The 19,196-nt window shown below is 53.0% G+C and carries 15 protein-coding genes; 5 read left to right on the forward strand and 10 right to left on the reverse strand.

Going from position 1 to position 19,196, the window contains the following annotated elements:
* Positions 1–90: 90 nt before the first annotated feature.
* From kefF to folA, 3 genes are all read left to right on the forward strand, one after another.
* Positions 91–621, forward strand: coding sequence for a glutathione-regulated potassium-efflux system oxidoreductase KefF (gene kefF, locus E1B03_RS04775; protein ID WP_006686662.1), 531 nt, complete (start codon positions 91–93; stop codon positions 619–621).
* Positions 614–2,476 carry a glutathione-regulated potassium-efflux system protein KefC gene (gene kefC / locus E1B03_RS04780; protein WP_103768426.1) on the forward strand — a complete coding sequence of 621 codons (1,863 nt, stop codon included), beginning with the start codon at positions 614–616 and terminating at the stop codon, positions 2,474–2,476. Before kefF ends, kefC begins: the two co-directional genes overlap by 8 nt.
* A gap of 198 nt (positions 2,477–2,674) precedes the next feature.
* On the forward strand, positions 2,675–3,154 hold the full coding sequence (gene folA / locus E1B03_RS04785; protein ID WP_016151662.1) for a type 3 dihydrofolate reductase: 480 nt from the start codon (positions 2,675–2,677) through the stop codon (positions 3,152–3,154).
* Positions 3,155–3,250: 96 nt separating this feature from the next.
* Here the strand turns inward: folA and apaH are convergent, their stop codons facing one another.
* From apaH to lptD, 6 genes are read right to left on the reverse strand one after another with little or no spacing between them, the layout of a single operon-like run.
* A complete protein-coding gene (gene apaH, locus E1B03_RS04790; protein WP_103768424.1) occupies positions 3,251–4,099 on the reverse strand; it encodes a bis(5'-nucleosyl)-tetraphosphatase (symmetrical) ApaH in 849 nt (282 codons plus the stop codon).
* Positions 4,100–4,109: 10 nt separating this feature from the next.
* Positions 4,110–4,487: a Co2+/Mg2+ efflux protein ApaG gene (apaG, locus tag E1B03_RS04795; RefSeq protein WP_003018867.1), complete on the reverse strand. Its 378-nt coding sequence runs from the start codon at positions 4,485–4,487 to the stop codon at positions 4,110–4,112.
* 2 nt (positions 4,488–4,489) lie between these two features.
* On the reverse strand, positions 4,490–5,311 hold the full coding sequence (gene rsmA, locus E1B03_RS04800) for a 16S rRNA (adenine(1518)-N(6)/adenine(1519)-N(6))-dimethyltransferase RsmA (RefSeq protein ID WP_003018865.1): 822 nt from the start codon (positions 5,309–5,311) through the stop codon (positions 4,490–4,492).
* Positions 5,304–6,296 carry a 4-hydroxythreonine-4-phosphate dehydrogenase PdxA gene (pdxA, locus tag E1B03_RS04805; protein ID WP_103768423.1) on the reverse strand — a complete coding sequence of 331 codons (993 nt, stop codon included), beginning with the start codon at positions 6,294–6,296 and terminating at the stop codon, positions 5,304–5,306. The genes rsmA and pdxA overlap by 8 nt, the downstream gene beginning before the upstream one ends.
* The gene (gene surA, locus E1B03_RS04810) at positions 6,296–7,582 is read right to left on the reverse strand and encodes a peptidylprolyl isomerase SurA (RefSeq protein ID WP_103768422.1); all 1,287 of its coding nucleotides are present in this window, start codon (positions 7,580–7,582) and stop codon (positions 6,296–6,298) included. The genes pdxA and surA overlap by 1 nt, the downstream gene beginning before the upstream one ends.
* A gap of 53 nt (positions 7,583–7,635) precedes the next feature.
* Positions 7,636–10,011: an LPS assembly protein LptD gene (gene lptD / locus E1B03_RS04815; protein ID WP_103768421.1), complete on the reverse strand. Its 2,376-nt coding sequence runs from the start codon at positions 10,009–10,011 to the stop codon at positions 7,636–7,638.
* 379 nt (positions 10,012–10,390) lie between these two features.
* Here lptD and djlA point away from each other — a divergent pair, with 379 nt between their 5' ends.
* On the forward strand, positions 10,391–11,206 hold the full coding sequence (gene djlA / locus E1B03_RS04820) for a co-chaperone DjlA (protein ID WP_043018400.1): 816 nt from the start codon (positions 10,391–10,393) through the stop codon (positions 11,204–11,206).
* Between the two features lie 94 nt (positions 11,207–11,300).
* Here the strand turns inward: djlA and rluA are convergent, their stop codons facing one another.
* From rluA to polB, 3 genes are all read right to left on the reverse strand, one after another.
* Positions 11,301–11,960 (reverse strand): bifunctional tRNA pseudouridine(32) synthase/23S rRNA pseudouridine(746) synthase RluA, encoded by a 660-nt coding sequence (gene rluA / locus E1B03_RS04825; protein WP_003018849.1) that lies wholly within the window; start codon positions 11,958–11,960, stop codon positions 11,301–11,303.
* Positions 11,961–11,971: 11 nt separating this feature from the next.
* On the reverse strand, positions 11,972–14,878 hold the full coding sequence (gene rapA, locus E1B03_RS04830) for an RNA polymerase-associated protein RapA (RefSeq protein WP_133085765.1): 2,907 nt from the start codon (positions 14,876–14,878) through the stop codon (positions 11,972–11,974).
* A 177-nt stretch (positions 14,879–15,055) separates the two neighbouring features.
* A complete protein-coding gene (gene polB, locus E1B03_RS04835; protein ID WP_133085766.1) occupies positions 15,056–17,407 on the reverse strand; it encodes a DNA polymerase II in 2,352 nt (783 codons plus the stop codon).
* 601 nt (positions 17,408–18,008) lie between these two features.
* Here polB and E1B03_RS04840 point away from each other — a divergent pair.
* Positions 18,009–18,392 (forward strand): DUF4751 family protein, encoded by a 384-nt coding sequence (locus E1B03_RS04840; RefSeq protein ID WP_043018405.1) that lies wholly within the window; start codon positions 18,009–18,011, stop codon positions 18,390–18,392.
* Positions 18,393–18,434: 42 nt separating this feature from the next.
* On the opposite strand, the gene araD is transcribed toward E1B03_RS04840, so the two are convergent.
* Entirely contained in the window at positions 18,435–19,130 is a 696-nt protein-coding gene (araD, locus tag E1B03_RS04845; protein WP_103768418.1) for an L-ribulose-5-phosphate 4-epimerase, read from the reverse strand.
* Positions 19,131–19,196: the final 66 nt, after the last annotated feature.

Here is a 19,196-nt window from a genome sequence, read left to right on the forward strand (position 1 = left end):
ATTCAGCCACTCAATAATATTGACTGTTAGCCTGTGGATTAAGTGACTAAACTCACTGTTATTACAATAATGCAGTGAAACAGGCTAATCATGATCCTCATCATTTATGCGCATCCCTATCCGCAGCACTCGCATGCGAATAAGCGGATGCTTGAACAGGCAAGGACGCTGGAGGGCGTGGAGATCCGCTCGCTCTACCAGCTCTACCCCGACTTCAATATCGATATTGCCGCTGAACAGGATGCGCTGGCGCGTGCTGATTTGATCATCTGGCAGCATCCGATGCAGTGGTATAGCACACCTCCGTTACTCAAGCTGTGGATGGATAAGGTCCTGTCGCACGGTTGGGCGTACGGCCACGGGGGAACTGCGCTCCACGGCAAACATTTGCTATGGGCAGTGACCACCGGCGGCGGTGAAAACCACTTTGATATTGGCTCCCATCCTGGATTTGATGTGCTTTCCCAGCCCTTACAGGCAACGGCGCTTTACTGTGGCCTCAAATGGCTGCCGCCGTTTGCAATGCACTGTACGTTTATCTGTGATGATGAAACGTTGCAGGCGCAGGCGCGTCATTACAAACAACGTCTGCTGGAGTGGCAGGAGGTTCATCATGGATAGCCATACGCTAATACAGGCGCTGATTTATCTTGGTTCTGCGGCGCTGATAGTGCCCATCGCCGTGCGGCTGGGGCTAGGGTCGGTGCTGGGGTACCTTATCGCCGGATGTATTATTGGACCATGGGGGCTGAGGCTGGTGACGGACGCCGAATCAATCCTGCATTTTGCGGAGATCGGCGTGGTGCTGATGCTGTTTGTTATCGGCCTGGAGCTGGATCCGCAACGTTTGTGGAAACTGCGCGCCTCGGTGTTCGGCGGTGGCGCGCTGCAAATGGTGGTTTGCGGCGGTCTGATTGGTGTGTTCTGCATGTTCCTTGGCCTGCGCTGGCAGGTAGCGGAACTGATCGGCATGACGCTGGCGCTCTCCTCTACGGCTATCGCTATGCAAGCGATGAATGAACGTAATCTGATGGTGTCGCAATTGGGACGGAGCGCGTTTGCCGTGCTGCTGTTCCAGGATATCGCTGCTATTCCACTGGTAGCGATGATCCCATTACTGGCTGCGAGTGGCGCATCCACAACGCTTGGGGCGTTTGCATTGTCTGCCCTCAAGGTCGCGAGCGCATTGGTGCTGGTGGTGTTGTTGGGGCGTTATGTGACGCGCCCGGCCTTACGTTTTGTCGCCCGCTCGGGCCTGCGGGAAGTGTTCAGTGCCGTTGCGCTGTTCCTCGTGTTTGGCTTCGGTCTGCTGTTGGAAGAGGTTGGGCTGTCGATGGCGATGGGGGCATTCCTGGCCGGTGTACTGCTGGCAAGCTCTGAGTATCGCCACGCGCTGGAAAGCGATATTGAGCCGTTTAAAGGGCTACTGCTGGGACTGTTCTTTATCGGCGTGGGGATGTCTATCGACTTCGGTACGCTGATTGATAATCCCCTGCGCATTATCATTCTGTTGGTTGGTTTCCTGGTTATCAAAACTGTCATGCTGTGGCTGATAGCGAAACCCTTACAGGTGCCGAACAAACAGCGCAGATGGTTTGCCGTATTATTAGGGCAGGGTAGTGAGTTTGCCTTCGTGGTGTTTGGCGCGGCGCAAATGGCAAACGTGCTTGACCCTGACTGGGCGAAATCTCTGACGCTGGCGGTGGCGTTGTCGATGGCGGCTACGCCGATTTTACTGGTGATTTTGACGCGTCTGGAAAAATCGGCGACCGGTGAAGAGCGGGAAGCCGATGAAATCGACGAGGAACAGCCGCGGGTGATCATTGCCGGGTTTGGGCGATTTGGCCAGATAACCGGTCGTCTGTTGCTGTCGAGCGGGGTGAAAATGGTGGTTCTTGACCATGACCCGGACCATATCGAAACGCTGCGTAAATTTGGCATGAAGGTGTTCTATGGCGATGCGACCCGGATGGATCTGCTCGAGTCTGCCGGGGCGGCTAAAGCCGAAGTCATTATTAACGCCATTGACGATCCGCAAACCAGCCTGCAACTGACTGAAATGGTGAAAGAGCATTTCCCCCATCTACAAATTATTGCCCGTGCGCGCGACGTGGATCATTACATCCGTCTGCGTCAGGCGGGGGTGGATATGCCAGAGCGTGAAACCTTTGAAGGCGCACTGAAGACCGGACGTTTGGCACTGGAAGGTCTCGGGCTTGGGCGCTATGAGGCGCGTGAACGGGCCGACGTATTCCGCCGCTTCAATACGCTGATGGTTGAGGAGATGGTGAAAGGGGAAAATGACGCGACTTCCCGCGCGGCGGTTTATAAACGTACCAGCGCAATGCTGAGTGAAATTATTGCGGAAGATCGTCAGCACTTATCGTTAATTCAACGCCATGGCTGGCAAGGCACGGATGAAGGTAAGCATACGGGCGACGTTGCCGATGAGCCGGAAGTGAAACCGTCAGCATAGGGTAAAAAATGTGATGTTCTGCAAACTTTACTGCTAATTGGCTGTTTTTGAACTACTGTAATGCTGGGAGTCCACTCAGAAGTCGCGGACTCGCCAGCAGAACAGAAAATTTTCCTGTACATCTTCCTTTGGCTAGTCGACGAAAGATTGCGCTTTCCGTATAGTGGCGACAATTTTTTTGTATCCGGGATATATTCAATGATCAGTCTGATTGCGGCGTTAGCGGTAGATCGCGTCATCGGTATGGAAAACGCCATGCCGTGGAACCTACCTGCCGATCTCGCCTGGTTTAAACGTAATACTTTAAATAAGCCGGTTGTCATGGGACGCCACACTTGGGAATCCATCGGGCGACCGTTGCCAGGGCGTAAAAATATCGTCATCAGCAGCAAGCCAGGCACCGACGATCGCGTGCAGTGGGTGAAGTCTGTTGAGGAAGCGATTGCGGCCTGCGGCGATGAGCCGGAAATTATGGTGATTGGCGGTGGACGTGTGTATGAGCAGTTCCTGCCGAAAGCGCAGAAACTGTATCTGACGCACATTGATGCGGAAGTGGAAGGGGATACGCATTTCCCGGACTACGAACCGGATGACTGGGAATCGGTGTTCAGTGAATTCCACGATGCCGATGCGCAAAACTCCCACAGCTATTGCTTCGAGATTCTGGAGCGTCGTTAATACTGTGAGTGCCGGATGGCGGCGAAACGCCTTATCCGGCCTACTCTTGTGCCAGATGTAGGCCTGATAAGCGTAGCGCCATCAGGCCTAAACATATCAGGCGTTGACCGCCTCGCCGGGGTCCAGATTCAGATGGCGATTTGACGGCTGCACAAAGTACTGTTTATCTTCCCAGCGCAGACAGGTGAGATCGCCTCCCCAGCAACACCCCGTATCCAGCGCGTAAATCCCTTCTGGCGTGCCTTTGCCCTCCAGCGATGCCCAGTGCCCGAATGCAATGCTATAGGCTTCACTGACAGGGCCAGGAATGGCAAACCACGGCTTCAGCGGGGCTGGCGCATCTTCTGGCGACTCTTTGCTGTACATATCCAACTGGCCGTTGGGGAAGCAGTAACGCATGCGGGTAAACGCGTTGGTGATAAAACGCAGGCGCGCCAGCCCCGTCAGTTCCGGGGTCCAGTTATTTGGCATGTCGCCGTACATCGCATCAAGGAAAAACGGATACGAATCACTCGATAGCACAGCTTCCACATCGCGAGCACAGTCTTTTGCCGTCTGCAGATCCCATTGTGGGGTAATCCCGGCATGCGCCATTACCAGTTTCTTCTCTTCGTCTACCTGCAACAGCGGTTGGCGACGTAGCCAGTTCAGCAACGCATCAGCATCCGGTGCCTCAAGCAGCGGCGTGAGCCGGTCTTTCGGCTTATTACGACTGATACCGGCAAACACGGCCAGCAGGTGCAAATCGTGATTGCCGAGGACTAACCGCACGCTGTCGCCCAGCGATTTAACGTAGCGCAAAACGTCCAGCGAGCCAGGCCCACGCGCGACCAGGTCGCCGGTGAGCCATAGGGTGTCTTTTTCGGAATTAAAGTCTACCTGATGCAGCAAGGCTACCAGTTCATCGTAACAACCGTGAACGTCGCCAATAAGGTATGTCGCCATAGTTATTGTTTTAATGAATGAGTGTAGGAACGGCGAGTCGGAACACGGGAATGTCGATGGTAAAGGCGATGCCTTGTTCATCGATCATTTCGTAATGACCCTGCATGGTGCCCAGCGGTGTTTCAATTACCGCTCCGCTGGTGTACTGATACTCTTCGCCAGGTTCGATGTGGGGCTGAACGCCTACCACACCTTCGCCCTGAACTTCGGTTTCGCGGCCATGACCATTGGTGATCAACCAATAACGCCCCAACAGCTGCACAGGCGCTCGCCCCAAATTGCGGATAGTCACGGTATAAGCAAAAACGTAACGTTCATCATCAGGTGAGGATTGCGCCTCAATGTAGACGCTTTGTACCTGAATGCACACTCGGGGCGAATTGATCATCTTTAACTCTCCTTCGATGGCGCGTTTTCTGACAGATAGTTAGCCATCCGGCAGTATTGCGCTACAGAGATATTTTCCGCTCGCATCGCCGGATCAACACCCAGCTCTGTCAGTACTTCAACGCTAAACAGGTTACCGAGGCTATTACGTACCGTTTTACGACGCTGATTAAACGCTTCGGTGGTAATACGGCTCAGTACACGAACATCTTTAACCGGATACGGCATTGTCGCGTGAGGGACCAGGCGCACGACGGCGGAATCGACTTTTGGCGCAGGCGTAAATGCAGATGGTGGCACTTCAAGTACCGGGATCACATTGCAGTAATACTGTGCCATGACGCTTAATCGACCATACGCTTTACTGTTTGGCCCTGCAACCAGGCGATTGACCACCTCTTTTTGCAACATGAAATGCATGTCGGCAATGGCATCAGTATAGGAAAAAAGATGGAACATCAGCGGCGTGGAGATGTTGTACGGCAGGTTGCCGAATACGCGCAACGGCTGCCCCATCGTTTGTGCCAGTTCGCCGAAGTTCATGGTCATGGCATCTTGTTGATAAATCGTCAGCTTCGGCCCTAAAAACGGATGTGTTTGCAGGCGCGCGGCGAGATCGCGGTCCAGCTCAATGACCGTGAGTTTATCCAGGCGTTCGCCTACTGGTTCAGTCAATGCCGCCAGGCCCGGGCCGATTTCGACCATAGCCTGACCTTTCTGCGGGTTGATAGCAGAGACAATACTTTCGATCACAAACTGATCGTTGAGGAAGTTTTGCCCGAAACGTTTACGGGCTAAGTGGCCCTGATGGACTCGATTATTCATTAGTATTAACAATCATTTTGATGGCGAGATTAAGCGCCGTAATAAAACTGCCGACATCTGCTTGTCCACGACCCGCAAGTTCAAGTGCGGTGCCGTGATCGACGGATGTGCGAATAAAGGGCAGGCCCAGCGTGATATTCACACCGCGACCAAATCCCTGGTATTTTAGCACGGGGAGACCCTGATCGTGGTACATTGCCAGCACCGCATCCGCGTGGTCGAGATATTTGGGCTGAAACAGCGTATCTGCAGGCAGTGGGCCGTTTAATTTCATCCCCTGCGCGCGCAGTTCATCGAGTACCGGAATGATGGTGTCTATCTCTTCCGTTCCCATATGACCGCCTTCACCGGCATGCGGGTTAAGACCACACACCAGAATATGTGGATCGGCAATGCCAAATTTGGTGCGCAAATCATGATGCAAAATGCCGATCACTTCCTGAAGCAGGGCGGGCGTAATAGCGTCAGCAACGGCTCTGAGCGGTAAATGCGTGGTTGCCAGGGCAACGCGTAGCTCTTCCGTTGCCAGCATCATGACGACTTTGTTCGCCCGTGAGCGCTCTTCAAAAAATTCGGTATGCCCGGTAAACGGGACGCCTGCATCATTGATTACACCCTTGTGGACAGGGCCAGTAATCAGCGCGGCAAACTCATCTTGCAGACAACCATCGCAGGCGCGAGCCAGCGTTTCCACCACATATTGCCCGTTCTCTACCGCCAACTGACCCGCGACAACAGGTGCCCGCAGCGCAATCGGCAACAGCGTCAACGTGCCTGCTGATTGCGGTCTGGCTGGGGTATCTGGAGAGTATGGGAGGAGTGAAAGCGGTAAACCGAGCATTGCTGCCCGGTCACTAAGAAGTGCGGCATCCGCACAGACGACGAGTTCTACGGGCCACTCACGCTGTGCGAGCTGAACCACAAGGTCCGGGCCAATCCCGGCGGGTTCGCCGGGAGTGATAACAACGCGTTGGGTACGAGTCATTAGTTGCTCAGAATTTTAACGTATGCGCTGGCGCGCTGTTCCTGCATCCAGGTTGCCGCTTCTTCCGAGAATTTACGGTTCATCAGCATACGGTAGGCTTTGTCTTTCTGCGCCGCGTCAGTTTTATCAACATTACGCGTGTCCAGCAGCTCGATCAGATGCCAACCGAAAGAAGAGTGTACCGGGGTGCTCATCTGGCCTTTGTGAAGTTTGGTCAGCGCATCGCGGAAAGCAGGATCGAAAATATCCGCTGCAGCCCAGCCCAGATCGCCGCCCTGGTTGGCAGATCCGGGATCCTGAGAAAACTCTTTAGCCGCTGCTGCGAAGGTTGTTTTACCGCTCTTAATATCTGCCGCGATTTGTTCCAGCTTCAGGCGTGCCTGTTGATCGGTCATGATCGGCGACGGCTTGAGCAGAATGTGGCGGGCGTGAACTTCAGTCACGGAGATACTCTGGCTTTGACCGCGCATATCGTTGACTTTCAGAATGTGAAAGCCGACACCGGAACGAATTGGACCGATGATATCGCCTTTTTTCGCCGTGCTTAACGCCTGAGCGAAGATGCCCGGCAGCTCCTGAATACGTCCCCAACCCATCTGGCCGCCTTTCAGCGCCTGCTGATCGGCGGAATAAGTGATGGCCAGTTTGCCGAAATCACTACCGTTACGCGCTTCATCAACAACAGAACGCGCCTGGCTTTCAGCTGCGTTGACCTGGTCGGAAGTTGGGTTTTCCGGCAATGGGATCAGAATGTGGCTGAGGTTCAGCTCGGTGCTGGCATCGTTTTGGTTGCCGACCTGCTGTGCCAGGGCGTCCACTTCCTGTGGCAGAATAGTGACGCGACGGCGAACTTCGTTGTTACGCACTTCAGAGATGGTCATCTCTTTACGGATCTGGCTACGATAGGTGGAATAGCTTAAGCCATCCTGTGCCAGACGGCTGCGCATCTGATCGAGCGTCATGTTGTTCTGCTTGGCGATGTTGGCAATAGCCTGATCCAACTGCTCGTCAGAGATTTTCACACCCATCTTCTGGCCCATCTGCAGGACGATTTGATCCATGATCAAACGTTCCAGGATCTGATGACGCAGCGTGGCGTCATCGGGTAACTGCTGACCAGCCTGTCCTGCATTAAGTTTTACGGACTGCATTAAGCCATCGACGTCGCTTTCCAGAACGACGCCGTTATTGACGACGGCTGCGACTTTATCGACTACCTGTGGGGCAGCGAAACTGGTATTCGCGATCATGGCGATACCGAGAAGCAGCGTTTTCCAGTTCTTCATACTTTTTCCATTTCAATTAACCGCAATGCGGATTACGTTGTAAATCAATCAGATCACAAAGAGCTTTGATACGGCAAAATGTTCGAACGCAACATCTGTTGGGTACCGAGACCGTAGTTAGAGCTCAGACCACGTAGCTCGATATTAAAGCCGATCGTGTTGTCATAAATCGCGTGCTGCTGTTTGTCATCCCAACCGTTCAGCTTGCGCTCATAGCCGAAGCGAATGGCGTAACAGCAGGAGTTGTACTGCAGGCCCAACATCTGGTCTGCGGGTTTATTGACGTTTGTGTCAAAGTAATAAGCCCCGACAATTGACCAGCGATCGGCGATCGGGAGGCTGGCCACTGCACCCACCTGCGAAATCCCGTTTTCATACTGAGCCTGGTTCCATTTTTTTTGGTCGGCGCTGCTATTAGGCAGCGTGGCCTGGATGTATTCCGGGCTGGCGTAACGGTAATTTAACTGTAATAAACTGTTTTCGTTGCGACGATATTCGATGCTGCTGCTGCTGGTCGCTATGCTATCCAGACGTGTGTCGTACTGGATCCCACTGCGTAAACCCCAGCGATCGGAGATGCGCCAGTAGGTGTCGCCTGCCCATACCAGTGAGCCCGTTTTGTCGTCATTCTCCCATTTGATGTTGTCATCGCCAGTGCGAGACTCGGTGAAATAGTAGATTTGACCCACAGAAATATTAAAACGTTCAACGGCTGCGTCATCATAAACGCGAGATGTGACCCCGGTCGTCACCTGGTTGGCAGAAGCAATGCGGTCCAGGCCGCCATAAGTACGGTCACGGAACAGGCCACTGTAGTCAGATTGCAGCAGGGATGAGTCATAGTTGTAGATATGACTTTGGTCGCGATAGGGGACGTACAGGTACTGCGCACGCGGCTCCAGCGTCTGGGTATAGCCAGGTGCCAGCATTTGCATGTCGCGCTCGAACACCATCTTGCCGTCAACTTTAAACTGCGGCATGACGCGGTTAGCTGAATCGTCCAGCTTGTTTGTGTTAGCGGAGTTGTTGTTGTACGAATCCAGATTACTTTGCTGATAGTGAGTCGCCATCAGCTTCGCTTCGGTATTGATACTGCCCCAGTTATTTGACAACGGCAGATTGATGGTTGGTTCAAGGTGTAAGCGCGTTGCTTCCGGCATATTGTCGGTGGTGTTGACGAAATGAACCGCCTGACCATAAATACGGGTATCAAACGGACCGACGTCGTTCTGGTAAAAGTTAACGTCTAACTGCGGTTCGGCGGAATAACTACTTTTGTTCTGGTCATCAAAGACCTGGAACTGCTTGGTTGAGACCGTGGCGTCAAAGTTCTGTACCGCATAGCCGACGCTGAATTTTTGCGTGGCATAGCCGTCGGTACTGGAACCGTACTTGTTGTCAAAGTCGTTAAAGTAGCTGGAGTCGCTGACCTTGGTGTAGTCAACGTTGAAACGCCACACCTGGTCCATCACCCCAGCGTGCTGCCAGTAGAACAGCCAGCGGCGTGAGTTGTCATCCTTCGGATTTTCATCCTCATAGACTTTATCGGAGTTCAGATAGTCGAACTCCATCAGGCCTGCACCTGCCTGGGTGAGGTAGCGGAATTCGTTTTCCCACATGATACCACCACGACGGTGCATATAATGCGGCGTGATGGTGGCGTCCATGTTGGGCGCAATGTTCCAGTAATACGGGAGGTAGAACTCAAAATAGTTATTGGTAGAGTATTTTGCGTTCGGGATCAGGAAACCAGAGCGACGCTTATCACCAACGGGCAGTTGTAAATAAGGACTGTAAAAGACCGGAACCGGACCCAGTTTAAAACGAGCGTTCCAGATCTCTGCGACCTGTTCTTCACGGTCATGGATCACTTCGCTACCGACGACGCTCCAGGTATCGGAACCTGGCAGACAGGAGGTAAAGCTACCGTTTTCCAGAATGGTATAGCGGTTTTCCCCACGCTGTTTCATCAGGTCGGCTTTCCCGCGGCCCTGACGACCTACCATCTGGTAGTCACCTTCCCAAATGTTGGTATCTTTGGTATTCAGATTAGACCAGCCCTTCGGCCCCTTCAGAATAACCTGATTGTCATCATAATGGACATTACCCAACGCATCGACGGTACGTACTGGCTCTGGCTGGCCTTCGGCTTGCTTCTGATGAAGCTGTACTTCGTCGGCCTGCAGGCGGCTGTTACCCTGTGCGATATCCACGTTGCCGGTAAACACCGCATCATCCGGGTAATTCCCTTTGGCGTTGTCGGCATTGATGGTGACGGGTAATTCATTGGTCTCGCCCTGTACCAGAGGACGGTCATAGCTCGGCACGCCCAGCATACACTGTGAGGCGAGATCGGCTGCCAGGCCCTGATGGCTATAGAGGGCGCTGGCAATCATGGTGGCCAGAAGAGTGGGAATACGTTTTTTCATACGTTGTATTTATTGTTCCATCATCAGTAGCGTCGCGCGTGACAAACGGTCACAGCCTAACTTATCTCATCTTCACTTCGCTAGTATTAATCCTGCCCATTTTATACCCGCCACCTTTCAAGCTGCATCTTCGTTGTCTTCCTCGTTCACCCCAGTCACTTACATGGGTAAGCTCCAGGGGACTCACTACGTTGCCGCCTTGCTGCAACTCGAAATCCAACGGGTATAGCGTTTGTGGTGTTAGGCACGGCATTGAATGACAGGTATGATAATGCAAATTATAGGCGATGTCCCACAATTGACCGCAGCCGTAAATCGGTAAAAGCACCTTATATTGTGGGACATAACCTGGCTGAGAGCAGAAAGATTTGGGGAGTCTATGCAGTATTGGGGAAAGATAATTGGTGTGGCCGTGGCCTTAATGATGGGCGGCGGCTTCTGGGGTGTGGTTCTGGGCCTGTTAGTTGGCCACATGTTCGACAAAGCCCGCATGCGCAAAATGGCGTGGTTTGCCAACCAACGTGAACGTCAGGCGCTGTTTTTTGCCACCACTTTTGAGGTGATGGGGCATCTGACCAAATCCAAAGGACGCGTCACGGAGGCCGATATTCATATCGCCAGCCAGTTGATGGATCGGATGAATTTACACGGTGACTCGCGTACTGCTGCACAGCATGCCTTCCGGGTGGGAAAATCGGATAATTACCCATTACGTGAAAAGATGCGTCAGTTTCGCAGCGTCTGTTTTGGTCGATTCGATCTGATCCGCATGTTTCTGGAGATTCAGATCCAGGCGGCATTCGCCGATGGCTCATTGCATCCTAACGAGCGTGAAGTGCTGTATGTGATTGCAGAAGAGTTGGGGATCTCACGTACCCAATTTGATCAGTTCCTGCGCATGATGCAGGGCGGCGCGCAGTTTGGCGGTGGATATCAGCAACAGTCCGGTGGCGGTGGTTGGCAGCAGGCGCAACGCGGCCCAACGCTGGAAGACGCGTGCAATGTGCTGGGTGTGAAAGCGACCGATGATGCGACCACTATTAAGCGAGCATACCGTAAGCTGATGAGTGAGCACCATCCTGACAAACTGGTGGCGAAGGGCCTGCCGCCAGAAATGATGGAAATGGCGAAGCAAAAAGCGCAGGAAATTCAAAAAGCGTATGAGCTGATCAAGGATCAAAAAGGGTTCAAGTGATTGAATTGCCGGATGCGGCTAGCGCCTTATCCGGCCTACATTCATAACGTAGGCCGGGCAAGCGAAGCGCCCCCGGCACAAATTGGCTCAGAATTTAAAAATCCGCCGGGACTTTAAACGTCATACTGTTGCCGTATTCGGGATGTGTGATGGTTAACATTTCTGCGTGCAGCAACAGACGCGGCGCTAACGCCAGGGCTTCTGGCGGGGCGTAGAAACGATCGCCCAGGATCGGATGCCCTAACGCCAGCATATGCACACGCAGTTGGTGGGAGCGTCCGGTAATGGGTTTGAGCACCACCCGGGCGGTGTTATCTGCCGCGAACTCCACCACCTCATACTCGGTCTGCGCCGATTTCCCCGTTTCATAGCACACTTTCTGCTTTGGCCGGTTTGGCCAGTCACAAATCAGCGGTAAATCAACCAGTCCCTCGGCCGGAGCTGGATGTCCCCAGACGCGCGCGACATACTGTTTCTTCGGCTCGCGTTCGCGAAACTGGCGTTTTAGCTCGCGCTCTGCCGCTTTGGTTAGCGCTACTACAATCACGCCGCTGGTTGCCATATCGAGACGATGTACGGATTCAGCCTGCGGATAATCGCGCTGAATGCGCGTCATCACGCTGTCTTTGTGCTCATCCAGACGACCCGGCACGGACAACAAGCCGCTCGGCTTGTTGACCACCATAATATGCTCATCCTGGTACAGGATAACCAGCCAGGGTTCCTGCGGCGGATTGTAGTTTTCCATCCCCATGTATGGCTCCGTTACTGATGCGTCACGACGATCAGGCGCAGGGCATCCAGACGCCAGCCTGCCTGATCCAGGCTTTCCATCACCTGCTGACGGTTGCTTTCAATGGCGCTGAGTTCGTCATCACGGATGTTCGGGTTAACGGCGCGCAGCGCTTCCAGACGGGAGAGTTCTGCTGTCAGTTTCTCGTCTGCTTCTTTACGCGCCGCATCGATCAGCGCGCGGGCCGATTTTTCCACCTGTGCTTCGCCCAGTTGCAGAATGGCATGAACATCCTGCTGGACGGCGTTGACCAGTTTACTGCCAGTGTGGCGGTTAACGGCGCTGAGCTGACGGTTAAAGGTTTCGAATTCAACCTGTGCGGCAAGGTTATTGCCGTTTTTATCCAGCAGCATACGTACCGGCGTTGGCGGCAGGAAGCGGTTCAACTGCAGCTGCTTCGGCGCTTGCGCTTCCACAACGTAGACCAGTTCAACCAGCAGAGTACCGACCGGTAATGCTTTGTTTTTCAATAACGAAATGGTGCTGCTGCCGGTGTCGCCGGAGAGGATCAGATCCAGACCATTACGGATCAGCGGATGTTCCCAGGTAATAAACTGCGCGTCTTCACGCGACAGGGCGACATCACGCTCAAACGTAATGGTGCAGCCATCTTCCGGCAGCCCAGGGAAATCTGGCACCAGCATATGATCGGACGGTGTCAGCACGATTAAATTGTCGCCACGGTCATCCTGATTAATACCAACGATATCAAACAGGTTCATCGCGAAGGCGATCAGGCTGGTATCGTCGTCCTGCTCTTCAATACTTTCGGTAAGCCGTTGCGCTTTTTCGCCGCCGTTCGAGTGGATCTCCAGCAGGCGATCGCGCCCTTGCTCCAGTTGTGCTTTCAGCGCGTCATGCTGTTCGCGGCAGGTCTTGATCAGATCGTCAAAGCCATCAGTGTTTTCTGGCTCCGCCAGGTAGCCGATCAGATTGTTATAGACCGTGTCATAGATGGTGCGTCCGGTCGGGCAGGTGTGTTCGAACGCATCCAGACCTTCGTGGTACCAGCGCACCAGCACGGATTGCGCGGTTTTTTCCAGGTATGGAACGTGGATCTGGATATCATGCGCCTGACCAATACGGTCCAGACGGCCAATACGCTGCTCCAGCAGGTCCGGGTTGAACGGTAGATCAAACATCACCAGATTGCTGGCGAACTGGAAGTTACGCCCTTCGGAGCCGATTTCAGAACACAGCATCACCTGGGCTCCGCTATCTTCTTCGCTAAACCAGGCCGCAGCACGGTCTCGTTCAATGATCGACATCCCTTCATGGAACACGGCGGCGCGGATACCTTCGCGCTCGCGCAGTACCTGTTCAAGCTGCAGCGCGGTGGTGGCTTTCGCGCAGATAACCAACACTTTTTGCGAGCGGTGGCTGGTCAGGTAGCCCATCAGCCATTCCACGCGTGGGTCAAAGTTCCACCAGGTACCGGTATCGCCTTCGAATTCCTGATAAATCTGTTCCGGGTAGAGCATGTCGCGCGCGCGGTCTTCCGCACTCTTACGTGCGCCCATAATGCCGGAGACTTTAATCGCCGTCTGGTATTGGGTTGGCAAAGGCAGCTTGATGGTATGCAGTTCGCGTCTCGGGAAGCCTTTCACCCCGTTACGGGTGTTACGGAACAGCACGCGGCTGGTGCCGTGACGGTCCATCAGCATCGAAACCAGCTCCTGACGCGCGCTCTGGGCGTCTTCGCTGTCGCTGTTTGCCGCCTGTAATAACGGCTCAATGTCCTGTTCGCCAATCATGTCGCCTAGCATGTTCAGCTCATTGTTGCTCAGCTTGTTGCCAGCCAGCAGCATGGCGACGGCGTCGGCGACCGGACGGTAATTTTTTTGTTCTTCAACAAACTGGGCGAAATCGTGGAAGCGACTTGGGTCCAGCAGGCGCAGGCGCGCAAAGTGGCTTTCCAGACCCAGTTGTTCTGGCGTTGCGGTCAGCAGCAGGATACCCGGCACGCGCTCTGCCAGCTGTTCAACGGCCATATATTCACGGCTGGGTGCATCTTCGCTCCACACCAGGTGATGGGCTTCATCGACAATCAGCAGATCCCATTCAGCATCACACAGGTGCTCCAGACGCTGTTTACTGCGACGAGCAAAGTCCAGCGAACAAATAACTAACTGTTCGGTTTCAAACGGGTTGTAGGCGTCGTGCTGCGCTTCTGCGTAACGCTCATCATCAAACAGCGCAAAGCGCAGGTTGAAACGGCGCAGCATTTCGACCAGCCACTGGTGCTGTAACGTCTCCGGGACGATGATCAGAACGCGCTCTGCGGCGCCTGACAGCAACTGTTGATGCAGGATCATCCCGGCTTCAATGGTTTTACCTAAACCAACTTCATCAGCCAGCAGAACGCGAGGGGCGTGGCGGCGGCCAACATCATGGGCAATGTTGAGCTGGTGGGGAATCAGGCTGGTGCGCTGACCACGCAAACCACTCCACGGCATCCGATACTGTTCGCTCTGAAATTTACGCGCGCGATAGCGCAGCGCAAAGCGGTCCATACGGTCAATCTGACCGGCAAACAGGCGATCCTGTGGTTTGCTGAATACCAGTTTGCTGTCGAGCAGCACTTCACGCAGCGTTACACCGGTTTCTTCGGTATCAAGGCGGGTTCCGATATAGGCAAGCAGTCCGTTTTCTTCTTTTACTTCATCGACATGCAGCTGCCAGCCTTCATGGCTCGTTATCGTATCACCAGGATTGAACATCACGCGGGTCACGGGGGAATCACTGCGCGCATACAGACGGTTTTCGCCCGTCGATGAGAAAAGTAAAGTGACAGTTCGCGCATCCATGGCGACAACAGTACCAAGTCCCAATTCGCTTTCTGTATCGCTGATCCAGCGTTGACCAAGTGTAAAAGGCATATATGTTCGGCTCTATATCTTTAATTGCAGGCAATACTCGTCATTTTCCGGGCTAGTCCCCGTTATTGAGAGCATACGACCCCGCTACCAGGCTAATAAATCAGTGGTAGTGGTGTTAAATGGGTCCAGGAATGGAAAGGGCGCTATGGTACTGGATGGCGGCGGTTTCGTCACGCGTCAAAATAACCCCAGTTGTCCTGTGAGTAGTGTAGCAAAATTATCGTCAATAAAGGGAAGAATTCCCTCAGCGACCGGCTGGATCTGGCGGGTCAGATAATGCTCATAATCGAGTGCAGACTGCTGATAATCAACAGGTTCTGGGCCATTTATCGTCCAGACATATTTAATCGTTCCGCGATTCTGATACTGCGGCGGACGCCCCAGTTTGGCATTCTGCTCATCGGCGAGTCGCGCGGCGCGAACGTGTGGTGGAACATTGCGTTGGTATTCGCTCAACGGGCGGCGCAGGCGCTTACGGTACACCAGTTGTGCATCCAGTTCGCCCGCCATCAAATGGTCGATGGTCTCGCGAACAAACTCCTGATAGGGTTCGTTGCGAAAAATTCGTAGGTACAGCTCCTGCTGAAACTGCTGGGCCAGCGGTGTCCAGTCGGTTCGTACCGTTTCCAGCCCCTTAAACACCATGCGCTGCTCAGCGCCTGTCTGAATCATCCCGGCGTAGCGTTTCTTGCTGCCGGTATCTGCACCGCGAATGGTCGGCATCAGAAAGCGACAAAAGTGGGTTTCAAATTCCAGTTCCAGCGCGCTGGTCAGGTTTTGTTGCTTCAGCGACTGCGCCCACCAGTCGTTGACATAGCTCACCAGCTCACGGCCAATCCGGGCAGCATCGTCTTCTGAGTGTGACTTTTTAAGCCAGACAAAGGTCGAGTCGGTATCGCCATAGATAACGTCGTAACCCTGAGCTTCAATCAGCGCTTTGGTCTGGCGCATGATCGCGTGACCGCGCATGGTGATCGACGAGGCCAGTCGCGGATCAAAGAAGCGGCAAGCGGTGGTGCCAAGCACGCCGTAGAACGCGTTCATGATGATTTTCAGCGCCTGCGAGAGCGGCTTATTGCCGTGGCGTTTGGCTTCATCGCGCCCATGCCAGATCTGGGTAACAATTTCCGGCAGGCAGTGCTTTTCGCGTGAGAACCAGGCGTCAAGGAACCCTTCGGTGCTGTGTTCATGGTCCGGCTGCGCCATCCCTTCAATAAGTCCCACCGGATCGATCAAAAATGTACGGATAATTGACGGGTACAGACTTTTGTAATCCAGCACCAGTACTGAGTCGTACAAACCGGGGCGCGAGTCCATCACGTAGCCGCCGGGGCTGGCGTGCGCGGGGATTTCGCCCAGATTCGGCGCTACGTAACCCGCGCGGTGCATTCGCGGCAGGTAGAGATGGCCGAAGGCGGCAACCGAACCACCGTGCCGGTCGACCGGCAGGCCGTTGACCGTCGATCGTTCCAGTAGAAATGGCATGATCTCGGTTTGATGAAAAATACGCGTGACCAGTTCACAGTCTTTGAGATTGTAGGTGGCGAGCGCGGGCTTATCCTGGGCAAACCGGCGATCGATTTCGTCCATTCTGTCCCACGGGTTATCAATCGACTTCCCTTCGCCAAGTAGCTCCTGCGACACCGTCTCCAGCGAAAACGACGAGAAATTCCAGAATGCGGATTTGAGCGCCTCGATACCGTCGATAATCAGACGACCTTTAGCCTGCGCGAAGAAGACGCCGTTTTTAAAGCCATGCTCGCGCCACTCCAGTTCACTATTGTCACGACCAAAACGCAGGGGAATACGGTAACGTTCGGCATGCTTTTGCAGGACGCGTAAATCGAATTGCACGACGTTCCAGCCGATTATCACATCGGGATCATGCCGGGCAATCCAGTCGTTGAGTTTTTCCAGCAACAGCGGGCGGCTTGCGACGTACTCAAGTTCGAAATCCAGCGCTGAGGCGTCGCCATTTGCCGGGCCGAGCATATAGACAATACGCTGCCCGCAGCCTTCAAGGCCGATACAGTAGAGTTCGCCGTGGCGCGTGGTTTCGATATCCAGCGACACCCATTTCAGCGGCGGTCGATAATCTGGGTTCGGCTTCAGCCGGGCATTAACCAGCGTGCCGTTATGCCTGTCGCCTTCGACCCAAACGGGAGACGTGATAAAGCGCTCCATCAGATACCGCTCCGGTGGGCGCACGTCAGCCTCATAGACAGTAACCGCGTTTTCGCGCAGCAGTTTTTCCAGCCGCATAAGCTGGCGGTGTGAGTGGCAATACAGGCCGGACACGGGCTGGCGGTGAAAGTCTTGCAACTGAAGCGGCGTCAGCCGATAACCATTTTCAGCGCGTAATAATGATGTTACGCGAGGAACCTGACTGGTCGGAATAAATGCCACCGACTCCTGAGGCGCGAGCGTGACCTGCAGCGGCCCGTCGTCTGTAGCCAGCCAGAATGAGACCTCAGTTCCCTGCGGGGTGTCCCGCCAGTGCCGGGTTAAAATAAAGCCTGCCTGCGCCACGCTGCGTATCCATTAAAAAACCAGGCATTATTATAGCCTGGTTTACATGATTGTACTGTTATTTTGTACAGTTAAAATGTGAGCGCTGCAGGACGTTGCTGTAGCAATAGCTGTAAAATTCTCTCCGCTGGAAAAGTGTATAGGGTCAGGTTTGATATTTAATAAATGAATGCCTTTCTTGAAACATCTTCCTTAGGTTATTTTATTGGTCTGTTATGGCTATTTGTATTTACTATTATTTTGCAGCTATGTATTTTTCATGAATTGGAAGTCCGCTTTAGGAGTTTTATGTAATTTTCGGAATTGTGCTCGTTTAGTTTTGTTACACATCCCTCGGTTCAGAAAAAATTGTTCTTTTTTTTATTTGTTTTTATTCATGGTTAGTGTAACTATTTTAATCGAAACATTCGGGTTGTCAGGTTGAATATAATATATTTATATGGCTTGCTATTGTCTGGATAAAAACGGATTTTCGGTTCGATTTCGTCGGGAATATCTCTCTGCATAATTTGATTTTTATCGCTTAATATAATTTTATTCATCTGATAGCTCGGGTGTTTTATATCAATAGCTTGGGTGTGTTGTGTGATGGAGAGGTATTATGAATGTTTATACTCAGGCGTTACAGGTAGGATATGATCACTATTTATTCGTGAATACTCAGTTATCTAACCCTACAATTAAGTCGGTAAGTCGATACATTGAGTATAGAACGTGGTCAGGGCAAATCTGGCGTACTGAGGTTATTGAACGAGGGAATGCTTTTTTTCACTGGCAAGGACATGACAGAATAAATGGACATCGTGATACGGTTATTAATTATTTATTGAACGGGCAACGCTGGCAATCAACAATTGCAGATTATATTTTCTTTCATTCACTGGATGGGGAAGATACTCTGGGACATTATGATAACGTGATTAAATACGTTTGTGCTAATAATTGTATGTATCGTAGTTCGTTTGCAGAATATATAACAGAATAAAAAGAAAGCGCGCCACTCTTTCCGGGCGCGCTTGTATTATTTTCACTGCCCATAGTAGGCTTTTGCGCCATGTTTACGCAGGTAGTGTTTATCCAGCAGGGTTTGTTGCATATCCGGCAGCTGTGGCGCGAGTTGACGGCAGAAGATCCCCATGTAGGCGACTTCTTCCAGCACGATGGCGTTATGCACCGCATCTTCGGCATTTTTTCCCCAGGCAAACGGACCGTGAGAATGCACCAGTACACCAGGCATCTGTGCAGCGTCAATACCTTGTTTCTCAAAGGTTTCAACGATCACGTTACCGGTTTCCCATTCATATTCGCCGTTGATTTCGTCCTCGGTCATTTTCCGTGTGCAGGGAATCGAGCCGTAGAAATAATCCGCATGGGTGGTACCCGTAGCCGGAATCGACAGGCCGGCCTGCGCCCAAATGGTTGCATGACGTGAATGGGTATGAACAATGCCGCCAATGGTCGGAAATGCCTGATACAGCAGACGGTGCGTTGGCGTATCGGAAGAGGGTTTCTTCGTGCCTTCTACAACTTCACCGGTGGCAATACTGACGACAACCATATCTTCTGCGGTCATTACGCTGTAATCGACCCCGGAAGGTTTAATCACAAACACGCCGCGCTCGCGATCGACGGCGCTGACGTTTCCCCAGGTCAGGGTGACCAGATTGTGCTTTGGCAGTGCCAGATTGGCTTCCAGTACCTGACGTTTAAGATCTTCTAGCATGTTAACTCCTGAATGCCGGATGGCGCTTCGCTTATGGGCCTACGATGATTTGTAGGCCCGGTAAAT

The organism is Citrobacter arsenatis, assembly GCF_004353845.1.
Taxonomy (GTDB): domain Bacteria; phylum Pseudomonadota; class Gammaproteobacteria; order Enterobacterales; family Enterobacteriaceae; genus Citrobacter; species Citrobacter arsenatis.